The organism is Microcystis sp. M049S2, from assembly GCF_020245625.1.
GTDB lineage: Bacteria > Cyanobacteriota > Cyanobacteriia > Cyanobacteriales > Microcystaceae > Microcystis > Microcystis ichthyoblabe_A.
Window position 1 is genome coordinate 1 of sequence record NZ_JADBUN010000148.1, and the last position, 11,431, is coordinate 11,431.

Here is an 11,431-nt window from a genome sequence, read left to right on the forward strand (position 1 = left end):
TGAGGTAGTCAGTTACCTAATTTTCAGGGAAAAAGTACCTGAATTTTACCCCCGATCCCTCCAATGGTCGGCACTTTTTGAGGTCAAAAAAGTCTAAAAGCCTTATCCAACAAGGTTTTTAGATTTATTCAGCAAGCCCTAGTTAGGGAACAGCCAACAGATAGTGTACTTTATAAGACTGAGAAACGCTATAAATGATTAACGAAATACATCAGACTACAATCACACCCAACAAAAAAGCTCTAACTTGCCCGGGCAAAACCTCTCACAGATATCTCTCCAGTTGCAATGGAAAGATAACTTGAGGTCTAACTGATTGATTATGCTCCCAAATAAGCCGCTAATTCTTCCGAACCGCCAATTAATTTGCCGTCAATGAAGACTTGCGGGGTGGTGGTATTGCCACTCATGGCCCGCAGAGAACGACTGGTGGCATCCCGTCCGAGGATAATTTCTTCGTATTGTAGCCCTTTTTCTTCTAACATTTTCTTAGCCCGGAGGCAGTAGGGACAGCCCACTTTCGAGAAAAGAGAGACTAAAGGCGGTTTTTTGGCTTCTGGGTTGATGTAGTTTAACATCGTTTCCGCATCGGAGACTTTGAAAGGATCTCCCGGTTCTTCCGGTTCGATGAACATTTTCTCGATAACACCATCTTTGACTAGCATCGAATAGCGCCAAGAACGTTGACCGAAACCTAAGTCAGCTTTATCGACTAACATCCCCATTCCTGCGCTAAATTCGCCGTTACCGTCGGGAATCAAGACGACATTATCACATTCTTGATCTTTTGCCCACTCGTTCATGACAAAGGTATCATTCACCGACAAGCAAACAATACTATCTACGCCATTTTCCCGAAAAACTGGGGCTAATTCGTTATATCCGGGTAAATGGGAGGTGGAACAGGTGGGAGTGAATGCCCCGGGTAAGGCAAAAAGAACAACGGTTTTTCCTTTGAATAATTCCTCGCTGGTGATGTTCACCCATTGATTATTTTGACGTACAGGAAAGGTGACATCGGGAACTCTCTGCCCTTCTCGGTTTGGTAGCATAATCGTCAACTCCTAATTGCTAAGTCGTACTCATTTCGAGTTTGTCTAAATTAAGTGTAATCATAACGACTATGAGTTGTCAACAAGTATTTATACTTAAATCAGGAGACAGGAGACAGGAGACAGGAGACAGGAGATAGGAGAATGGGAAATAGACAAAAGGCAGTAATATTGATTAGTTAATTTCCCCAACTCTCACACCCCACACCCCACACCCCACACCCCACACCCCACAACCAACCCCTTTTTTTACTGAAAAATGATGTTTTCCTTACTGAAAAAAAGCTATAAATGGCTAGGACTAGCGATAATAACGGTAATTTTGGCGATTACACCCGCCGCCATTGCCCAATCAACCACTAGCGCCATACCTCTGGCAAAAATTAACTGGTTACAGGCGATTTTTTTGGGATTTGTGCAGGGAGTGACGGAATTTTTGCCGATTAGTAGTACCGCTCATCTAAAAGCGATTCCCGTCTTTTTGGGTTGGGGAGATCCCGGTGTCACCTATACGGCAGTGATTCAATTGGGCAGTATTGCGGCGGTATTGTCCTATTTTTGGCAGGATTTAAGGCAAATATCCACGGGAATGGTGAAAGCGGTGGCTAGTTCCGATTATCGTTCCCAGGATTTTCGTTTAGCCGTGGGGATTATCCTAGGCACAATTCCGATCGTTTTCTTCGGTTTGTTAATGAAACTTTTCATTCCCGATTTAGATAATTCCCCCCTGAGAAGCATGACTGCGATCGCCTGTGCCTCTATAGTCATGTCTTTACTCTTAGGTACGGCCGAAAAAATCGGGAAACATAAACGCAGTTTCGAGACTTTGCGACAAAAAGACGGGGTTTTAATGGGATTAGCCCAAGCTTTAGCCCTAATACCGGGGGTATCTCGTTCTGGGTCCACCTTAACTGCCGGGTTATTCATGGGTTTAGAAAGGGCCGTAGCGGCGCGATTTTCCTTTCTGTTAGGCATTCCGGCGATAACTTTAGCCGGTTTAGTGGAATTTAAAGGAGTTCTCGACCAGATTAACACCAGTGAATTAATTCCCCTCGCTATTGGGGTAATTTCCTCGGCGCTATTTTCCTATCTTTCGATCGCCTGGTTATTAGATTATCTCAAAAAACAGAGTACCTGGGTTTTTGTCTGGTATCGTCTCTTTTTCGGGGTTACTATCCTGATTGGTGTAGCCTGGGGGCGTTTTTCCTGACCTTTTGGCATTCTAATTAGGGTTTGCGGCAAAAAGTTTGTTGGTGGGGACAGGGTGTGGGGTGTGGGGTGTGGGGTGTAGGTTTTTACAGATTTTCATCTGGTCAATTACCTAATTTTTACGGAAAAAGTCCCTGAATTTTCCCCCCGATCACTCCCAGATATGGTACTTTTTGATTGACAAAAAGTCTAAAAGTCTTACCCAACAAGGTTTTTAGCTTTATTCAGCCAGCCCTAATTAATTTCTAAAAAATCTCGCAATTTTTGTAGATAAGTAGGGGCATCTTCTAACATGGGAAAGTGAGCGGTATTAGCCATCTCCACATACTGGATATTATTATTCAAATCCGCCGCCATTTTGCCCATTTTGGCGGGGATAATAATATCTTTTTCCCCTGATACTAAAAGAGTTGGTATTTTAATCTCGGCAAATTTACCAGGCATAATTTCCACTGCTTTTTTACTCACAGATGTATAAATTGTGCCTAGGGCGGCCTCGTAATCTGCCGCTAAAAAATCTTCTAAAAAAGCAATTCTTTCTGATTTTGGGATCGATCGATGCAAAAATCTCGCCATAAATAATTGATCGGCAAAAGGGACTTTTAAAAACCAATCATAACGAAACTGTACCACATACTTACCGAATTTATGAAAGGCAGCAAAAGCCGCCTTGTCCCTGTGGAGAAACCCGGTTTCTTTGTCTATGGAGCGATCGCAATTAGCCCTAAACCAATCTAACAGGTAGGTTGACTGGCGCGATTAGTTGAAGTTTAGACATAATTGTGTTAATTATGTTTTTTTAATGCAGATGAATAGCTTGGCAATAAGGCTATCATCAATTATAATTAAAATCAATAAAAACAGATCAGCGATATTTGAGAATAATTGTAATTATGAAATTTGTGTTAAGTTCTCAAAATGTTTATGACTATTTAATCGACCAAAAAATTTGCGATCGCTCACAAGAAAATCCGGGAGTAGAGCAGATTCAGGCTAAAAATTTTAACTTATTAGTGACTTTACCAGAGGGGCGAAAGTTACTGGTTAAACAAGAACAATTTATTAATTTAGAAAAGGAAACGGTGGGTGAGTTTTTTGGGGAATGGCGAATCCCCAAATTTCTAGAGAACTTTCCTGAAATTGACCATTGGCGTAGTTTTCTGCCAGAATTACTGCTCCACGATGCTGATAACTCAATTTTAGTTTCTACTTATCTGGATAATTATCAGGATTTAGCAGAGTTTTATTCTAAAGAGAATCTCTTTCCGGCTCAGGTTGCTACTCAAATCGGCAGTTGTTTGGCGACAATTCACCGTGATACCTGGAATCAGAGTATTTATCGGGAATTTTTTGTCAAAGAAGAGTTTGCTGGAAAACCGAAAGTATCTCCGCTATTATTAGAGAGTTTGGAAAGGATCGGTCCTGAAATTTTTGGTATGGCTCCGATGGATGGATTGAAATTTTTTGCACTTTATCAACGATATGATAGCTTAGGAGAAGCAGTTCATCGAGCCAGTGAAACTATTTCTCCTATTTGTCTGACTCACAATGACATCAAGCTGAATAATATTCTTCTGAATCGAAACTGGGAAGATATTAATGGAAATGCGATCCGGTTGATTGATTGGGAAAGGTCTGATTGGGGAGATCCAGCATTTGATTTGGGAATGGCAATCGCTAGTTATCTACAAATTTGGTTGGGTAGCTTGGTGATTAGTAATTCTCTCAGTATTGAAGAGTCTCTGCGACTAGCCACTACTCCCCTAGAATTGCTGCAGCCATCTATCGGTGGGTTAACTTTAGCTTATTTAGAAACTTTCCCAGAAATCTTAGAATATCGTCCTGATTTCTTAAAGCAAGTGGTACAGTTGGCTGGTTTTTCTTTAATTATTGCAATTTTGGCAATGATTCAGTATCAAAAAACCTTTAATAATACGGGGATTGCTATGCTTCAGGTAGCCAAGGCTTTGTTATCTCGTCCTGAATCGTCAATGCCCACGATTTTTGGCGCTACTGCTACTCAGTTAAATCAGATTAATTCTTCTGTTGTTGGCAAAGTTTAATATCGTTGAGTATCTTGAAAAATTATGTCATTACTTAATTCTCAATTCCATCATTTAGCCCCTGAGGTTAGAGGTCGGTTAAAGGAAGTTTTGTTAGATATTGTTGAAAATGTCGAAATTTCCGCTAATTTTTCGATTCGTCATCCTGATTATCAACCCTGGGAACTGCCTGCTGAGATGTTGTCTAGGATTCAGGCTTTACCGAAGGAAATACAGGATAAATATATGAGCTTACAGTTGCGGAGTTTTCTTTATGGCATTTATTATAATGGGTCAATGCAGGCATCGCAAGCATTAGGTTCTGAGAATAAGGGTCAGCAATTAGATTTGGAGAATAATAATTTTGCTGGCGTATCTATGGATTTTTATGGGCAGTTAGAGGAAGCGAATAAGGGTGAGGGTTATTTTGATTCGGGTTGGTCGGTTTTGAGAGAAGAAACCGATGGCAGTTTGCCTGTAACTAAGGGCGGTTTGCGGTTACATATCCAACGGGAAAAGCATCTTCAAGAGTCTGAGCAAGCGGCGGCAGTGGGGGATGTTGTGTCAATTTTGATGCCTAAGAATTTGGTGCAAAATGGCTTTTATATGGCGGTGGGTAATGCCGGTTTACAGAGAGAGGAAGCTATGGTGCGGCTCTATTTTAATGTTACTCCTGAAGGTGCGGTGGCTGTGATGGCTGGGTTGACTGAAAGGTTAAATGAGAGGGGCATTCCTTTTAGTTTTAAGGCTTTGTATAATCCGGTTGATTATCAACGGTATGATGCTGGGGTGCTTTATTTTGGCAAAACAGATTATGAGTTGGTGAGGCAGGTTGTGGCTAATGTTTATCAAGAAAATCAGTCTGTTTTTAAGCCAGAAATACCTTTATTTACTCTGGAGTTAGCACCGGGTTTGGGGTTGGCGGAAGAACCAGACAAAAAGTTTGGCAGTGAGGAGAGTTTTGGGATGAATCGCTGTCAGATTATAGCCAATGGGTTATTGATGGCTTGGCAACAGGAGGACAATTCTGCGGCGGGTCGGATTGCTGCTATTTCTGAGCAGTTTTCTGGGTTGGGGATTGATTGGCAGCTTCCTTATTTGAATGCTGATTCTGAGGATGTTTATCAGGGATTAGAGTTGGCAAGCTGATGCTAAGAGAAAATCAGAAACCGGGTTTTTACTATTTTCCTGAGTTATTCTGGGTAAAGCATAGAAAAAACCCCGGTTTCTTTCTTGGCGCAGAACTCGGAGACTCAGAAACCGGGTTTCTTTTTCGGGTAAAATAGGCTTATCGCCTTGCTTTTACTCTGGTTGGCAAAAGCGACCTGTGACTCGCTCATATTCATCTTCCAGTAACCACATAAGACTTTCTTCGTAAGTATCGCTGGTAAAGATAGATTGATAGTTTTGTGCGGGATTTTGAATCGAGAATTTACCGGATTGTTCTTTAACTAACATCAGAATATAGGGGGGTGAAAGCCAAGGATCTACCCAGATTTCGGCAAATTCCCATTGTGTTTTTTCTGTTGGCGTAATTTGCGTTTTTGCGTTTTCAGGATTTTGTGGTGCGCGGTCTGGTACGAGGTATGACATGATATTTTCCTGTGCTTTTTTTTATTTTTATTTCTCCATAGTGGAGAGGGATTCTCGTTCCATCTAATTTTAGGATATACCCAATTGGTTCGGCAAAAAATAATCCATAGCGTTCGTATTTGTCTTCTGAATCTGCTGCTCCCGTTCTCTCTCCTCTTTGCTTAATTTCCTCTGCCACTCTCTCCATTGTCTGGCGATTGTTAAACAAATAGACGATTCCTTCGATTTCCAGTTCTCTTTGGGATTTTTCGGTTTCGGGTAAATGTTTGTCAATCAGACTGGTTCGGTTTTCTAGATATATTTCTCTGTTAATAAGTACCTAAGCAAAATTAATTACACATTTTGATAAAGCTCTTGCCTTTTGCCTTTTGCCTTTTGCCTATCTTCACTAGGAAATTTATTTTGCATGACTACTTACCACTCATGTGATTTGTTTAACTAGCCATCTTACTATAACAAAAAGCGGTAAGGGTCGCTATGCCGTCAGGCTTATCGCCTATCTTAAAATAAAGTAGCGATCGGCCCATCTGTAAATTTTAGCCTCATTAGGTCATGGGGCTATTTTTTTGACCCGCCACCACCCGAACCCAGGGGAGAGAGATATAAAAAAGACATAATTGTGTTAGTTCTGTCTCAAAAACAAAGCTCGGTGATACGAAATCATGGGAATTTGCGGTCATAATCTACATGAAATTACGGTGTTTTGGTCGGTGAATTTGAGACATAATTGTGCTAGTTAGATGAATTTTAAAGTTGCTCAACCCCTTGTCATTATTTGAGAGTTAGGCAATAATAAGAGTCATAGGGAAAGGAAGAGCATAATTAATCTGACTACCTCAAAGTAAAACTTATTCCAAGAGGAAACGAAAATGGCTAATATTACTATTTCTGACTTACGTCCTGCTGGTGCAGATTTGTTCTCTGATTCTGAAAGCTATCTTAAGGATTTAACAGATCGAGAAATGACCGATACATTAGGAGGGGGTTTTATGTTTTTGTGGACTGCCCTTTGCTGGTGGGATTAACAAGCATATTTCACAAATTTTAGAGGTTTTAAAAACTACTTCTAATCCAATCCCAAAAAAATCTATAGATTTTTTTGGGGTTGGATTATTGGCAATTTTAGCTTTATTTTTTAGGCTAATCCCATCAATTGAACAGCATTAAAATTAATGAATATTTTGGGTAAAATTACGCAAAATATTCATTAATTTCATTAATATCAACATTGTTAATAGACTTGAATTGAATTACTGCTCTATCTATCCATTCATTAAATAAATCTCCAGCAATTTTATTTCGCAGCCAGTTGTCTAGCTTCCTTTCAATAATCTCCTCCAGCAAAATCAAATGAACTCCCTTAGAAGTCACAATCGGTTTAAGAACCTCTGGTGGTGTCGCCGCAAAAACAGCCGCCGAAATCTCTGGTTTCAAATCCTTGCGATACAGTATTCCTCCATATCCCCCTTTCCGGCGTAACTCTTTATCCTCAATATACTTGTGAGCCACATCATAAAAACTCATTTCCTCTTCCTGAATAGAATAAAATAATTCCATCGCTAAATCTTCATCTTCTAACACTACTTCATGCATTACTACCCCAGCATAATCTAATTGATGCTCATAAAAATATGGCTCAATTTTATCCGCAAAAAGATGAACAGCTAGTTTTGTGGAAAGACCTTGATAGTACACAAATTCTTCAAAATCATCTAAAGACAGATGATTTTTTTTCATCCAAGCCCAGGTATCCTCTTCACTAAGAAGTTTATACATTTTTCGGTATTTGTCTGCCATCTCTTGAAGCTCCTCAGCTTCTAGCTTGATTCCTACCTCTTCTGCCGTATTGGCGATCATTTTACGGGTAATAATTGCTTCTATGAGTTCAGAAGTTTTTAAAGACAGCTTAACTTGTTTCAGAATATCTTCAGCAGTAATGGTAATAGATTGTGACATGATTAATTTTTCCTGAAAAAACTACAACATCGAGAGATTGCCAAAAAGTTTTTACAATTCTAAACCTCCTTTTTGTAACTTCTTGAATGGGTCAAGAATAAAATCAATAACGCGACGCTGACGCACCACCACCTCAGCGGTAGCTGTATCTCCCGGACGTAATGGAATACAGTCATTAGCACTAGGAATACAAGTTTGATTTAAATGAATTTCTAGTTCATAAATTGCTACTCGTCCCTGAGATGTTTCTTGCATTTTGGTGGTTGGGGAAATTTTAATTAAACTTCCATCAACTACGCCATAGTCCTGAAAAGGATAAGCATCAAACTTCATCTTAACCGCCATTCCTTTCTGTAATGAACCACTTTGTGTAGTGGCCATTTCTGCTTTCAATAAAATATCCGCTTTTTGGGGCGCTATTTCTACAATCATTCCTCCTTGTTGTACCACATCTCCCACCCCAGTAATCGGCAAACTAAAAATAGTGCCTCCTTCTTGGGCTCTAACAATCCGTTTCTCTAACTCAAACTTCACAGAATCAATTTCTTTCTTTGTTTGCGTCACCTCAGATTTAAGACTACTGATTTGGCTATCCAAACTTTTTAGCTGTTCTTGAATTTTAGACAGAGCAATTTCCCCCGCATGAGTAAGGGTTTGAACACTATTCTCTTGCTCGGCTAAACGCAACTTCGCTTGCTCAATGTCCGCTTCCCCTTGATTAACAATTCTCTCATAAATCCTCTTTTGTTCGATTAATCGTAACTCCGCTTGCTCAATATCCGCCTTCCCTTGATTAACAATTCTCTCATAACTGCTTTTCTGCTCTTCTAATCGCAGTCTGGCTTGCTCAATATCTGCTTGACTTTGCTTCCAAATACTTTGTCTTTCATCGGCGATATTTTCCTGTTCAACGACCCGAACTTCCGCTATCACCCCATTATGGAAAAGATTCTGGTAACGTTCGACTTCCCTCAAGGCTTTTTGTAAGCGCAATTCTGCTAAATTATAAGCGGTGTTGCTATCCTCTAACTGTTGTTTGGCTTGGGCAACTTGAGTCAGTTTCTCTTCTCTTTGTAAATTTAAGGTTCTTCTGAGTGCTGCCAGATTTTGCTCCGCTTGAGCAATTTGAGTCAGTTTTTCCTGTTCTTGCAAATTGTATGTTGTCTTAAGAGACTGAAAGGTTTGTCGGGCTTGTTCTACCTGAGATAGTTTCTCTAATTGTTGGGACTGATTTTGCCGTTCTTGGGTACGCAGTTCGGTTTCTAGCTGATTTTTTTGTTGCTTTAGTGCATTCAGCCGATTATTTTGACTTTGTAGTTGAATTTGCAGTTGGGTAATTCGCTCACGAATAGGGAGACTGTCCAGTTCCATTAAAATATCCCCAGCTTTTACCATGTCTCCTTCTTCAATATTTAGCATTTCAACTTTAGCCGTTTGGGAATTAAGAGCCGCAGATGTATAGGTTAAATTTAGCTTTTGCTTAATTGTACCACCTTGCGGTTCTAACCGTCCCCTAGCACTACCCGTTTCATCTACCCGAGACAACATTCCCCAGGGCAAAGCGATCGCCACAAAAACGATTAAAAAATAGAGCAGTCCTCGCGTCCACCGCTGAGGTAACGCATCCAACAGTTCCTTTGTGGCAAAAGACCAATCCGCCGAAGAATTTAGGTTACTTCCTGGTAGATTTTGGTCGCTTTTACGACCATTTAAGTCTGCTTGGTTAATCTCATTAAACTGGGTCATAATTTATGAAAATCTTGCTCAGATTTATGAACATTAGTTAAGTTGCTGGTGATTTAAATAGTAATAATGCGCTTTTTTTGCCATTAACTGCTCGTGATTTCCTTGCTCTATTAATACTCCTCTATCTAAAACTAAAATTATATGAGCATTTCTAACGGTAGATAAGCGATGGGCAATAATTAATGTAGTACGTCCCTTAAGAATTCTATTCAAATTAGTCTGAATAATTCGCTCCGACTCCACATCTAAGTGGGAAGTTGCCTCATCAAAAATCAATAGACGAGGATTGCCTAATAACGCCCTAGCGATGGCTAATCTTTGCCGTTGACCACCAGACAATAACCCTCCACCTTCACCAATCTGGGTTTCATAACTCATCGGTAACTTTTGAATAAACTCGTCAGCACCTGCTAATTGAGCGGCTTCGATAATTTCCGCCTGAGTTGCAGAAGGTCGCGCTAAGGTCAAGTTGTCCCGAATTGTGCCACCAAATAAAAAAGTATCCTGGTCAACAACACCAACCCTTTGACGCAAAGAAGATAAAGAAATGCTAGTTATGTCATGACCATCAATGAAAATCTTCCCATCTGTAGGGGTATATAGCCCCAAAACTAGCTTAGAAATAGTAGTTTTTCCTGAACCAGAACGCCCCACTAAAGCTACAGTCTGTCCGGCTTTGATTTCAAAGCTGAGATTCTCTAAAACATTAGTTTCGCTTTCTGGGTGGTAACGAAATGTCACCTTGTCAAAAATAATATCTCCTCGTAAATCTGTTAAATAATAACGAGCCTGAGATTGCAAATCTTCCTCTGGTTCGGTATCAATCACATCATTAATTCGCTCCACTGCAATAATTACCTCCTGTAACTCATTCCATAGAACCGTTAACCGCTGAAAAGGGTTTATTACATTGGCAATTAACATATTAAAAGCCACCAACTGCCCGATGGTTAATTCTCCTTGAATCACTAACCAAGCCCCAAACCAAAGCAGCCCAGTGGTCACTAAAGATTCAATGGTTAAGCTAAATACTTGGAGTCGGTTGCTAATAATCTGCCCAGAAAAGTTTTTGCGAATTGACTTGTTGAGAAACTCCTCCCAACGCCAGCGCACTACTTGCTCAATTGCCAGAGATTTGACCGTGCGTACACCAGTCAAAGATTGGATTAAATAACCACTTTCTTCCGCTAAGGCCGCAAATATTTCTCTGGATATCTTTTGTAGGAAAGGAGTAGCAATGATAGCAAGCAGGAAAAAAGGTGGCACAATGACTAATGCCAGTAAAGCCATTTTCCAGCTATACCAGAACATAAGTCCCACATAGATAAAGACCGTGAGTAAATCTAATACAATAGATAGGGCTTCACCCGTTAGAAATCTCTCAATCTTGCGGTTTTCCTGCACCCTGGCCATGATATCCCCCACATAGCGAAACTCAAAAAAACGCAGGGGTAATCGGAAAGTGTGGGTAATAAATCCCACAATCATGGCTAAATTTACTTTGTTGGCAGTGTGGTCGAGGAGATATTGTCGTAACCCGGTCAAAGCAACCCGAAATAAACCAAAAATGACTAACCCTAATCCCACAGCCGTTAAGGTTAATGTACTGCCTTGAACAACTACCCGGTCGAGGAGTAACTGAGTAAATAGTGGGGTAACTAATCCGAAAATTTGAATGACTAAGGAAGCAATAAATAGTTACTAATTCTGTACGCAAATATTGCATCTAGAATTAGCTTTGTACGCTTTGACCCGTACTGGGTTAACTACGAACCTCTCTATCGGATTCCCGCTAAAGGCGGCCTCTCCGACTACCTTTCTTCCAATATTTAA

The 11,431-nt window shown here is 40.3% G+C and carries 9 protein-coding genes and 2 pseudogenes; 4 read left to right on the plus strand and 7 right to left on the minus strand.

Features of this window, described 5'->3' with window-relative positions:
• Positions 1 to 320: 320 nt before the first annotated feature.
• Positions 321 to 1,052, minus strand: a complete 732-nt coding sequence (locus IM496_RS12605; protein ID WP_287662105.1) for a glutathione peroxidase — start codon at positions 1,050 to 1,052, stop codon at positions 321 to 323.
• A 259-nt stretch (positions 1,053 to 1,311) separates the two neighbouring features.
• Here IM496_RS12605 and IM496_RS12610 point away from each other — a divergent pair, with 259 nt between their 5' ends.
• Positions 1,312 to 2,262, plus strand: a complete 951-nt coding sequence (locus tag IM496_RS12610) for an undecaprenyl-diphosphate phosphatase (RefSeq protein WP_502861839.1) — start codon at positions 1,312 to 1,314, stop codon at positions 2,260 to 2,262.
• A 233-nt stretch (positions 2,263 to 2,495) separates the two neighbouring features.
• On the opposite strand, the pseudogene IM496_RS12615 reads toward IM496_RS12610, so the two are convergent.
• A pseudogene (locus IM496_RS12615) lies at positions 2,496 to 2,936 on the minus strand (alpha/beta fold hydrolase); the annotation flags it as partial.
• Between the two features lie 218 nt (positions 2,937 to 3,154).
• Between IM496_RS12615 and IM496_RS12620 the strand changes: the two are divergent.
• Together IM496_RS12620 and IM496_RS12625 are read left to right on the plus strand one after the other, a co-directional pair.
• Entirely contained in the window at positions 3,155 to 4,324 is a 1,170-nt protein-coding gene (locus IM496_RS12620) for a phosphotransferase (protein ID WP_287662106.1), read from the plus strand.
• Positions 4,325 to 4,348: 24 nt separating this feature from the next.
• Complete coding sequence (locus IM496_RS12625) at positions 4,349 to 5,452, plus strand: T3SS effector HopA1 family protein (RefSeq protein ID WP_287662107.1); 1,104 nt, start codon at positions 4,349 to 4,351, stop codon at positions 5,450 to 5,452.
• A 153-nt stretch (positions 5,453 to 5,605) separates the two neighbouring features.
• Here the strand turns inward: IM496_RS12625 and IM496_RS12630 are convergent, their stop codons facing one another.
• Together IM496_RS12630 and IM496_RS22720 are read right to left on the minus strand one after the other, a co-directional pair.
• A complete protein-coding gene (locus tag IM496_RS12630; RefSeq protein ID WP_002737941.1) occupies positions 5,606 to 5,896 on the minus strand; it encodes a hypothetical protein in 291 nt (96 codons plus the stop codon).
• Positions 5,856 to 6,209 (minus strand): DUF6972 family protein, encoded by a 354-nt coding sequence (locus tag IM496_RS22720; RefSeq protein WP_502861840.1) that lies wholly within the window; start codon positions 6,207 to 6,209, stop codon positions 5,856 to 5,858. Before IM496_RS22720 ends, IM496_RS12630 begins: the two co-directional genes overlap by 41 nt.
• 556 nt (positions 6,210 to 6,765) lie before the next feature.
• Between IM496_RS22720 and IM496_RS12640 the strand changes: the two genes are divergently transcribed.
• Complete coding sequence (locus tag IM496_RS12640) at positions 6,766 to 6,921, plus strand: hypothetical protein (RefSeq protein ID WP_287662109.1); 156 nt, start codon at positions 6,766 to 6,768, stop codon at positions 6,919 to 6,921.
• A gap of 166 nt (positions 6,922 to 7,087) precedes the next feature.
• Here IM496_RS12640 and IM496_RS12645 read toward each other — a convergent pair whose 3' ends face one another.
• From IM496_RS12645 to IM496_RS12655, 3 genes and pseudogenes are all read right to left on the minus strand, one after another.
• Complete coding sequence (locus tag IM496_RS12645; protein ID WP_287662110.1) at positions 7,088 to 7,852, minus strand: peptidylprolyl isomerase; 765 nt, start codon at positions 7,850 to 7,852, stop codon at positions 7,088 to 7,090.
• A gap of 51 nt (positions 7,853 to 7,903) precedes the next feature.
• Positions 7,904 to 9,598, minus strand: coding sequence for a beta-barrel domain-containing protein (locus IM496_RS12650; RefSeq protein WP_287662111.1), 1,695 nt, complete (start codon positions 9,596 to 9,598; stop codon positions 7,904 to 7,906).
• Between the two features lie 33 nt (positions 9,599 to 9,631).
• Positions 9,632 to 11,296, minus strand: a pseudogene (locus tag IM496_RS12655) (peptidase domain-containing ABC transporter); the annotation flags it as partial.
• Between the last annotated feature and the right edge of the window lie 135 nt (positions 11,297 to 11,431).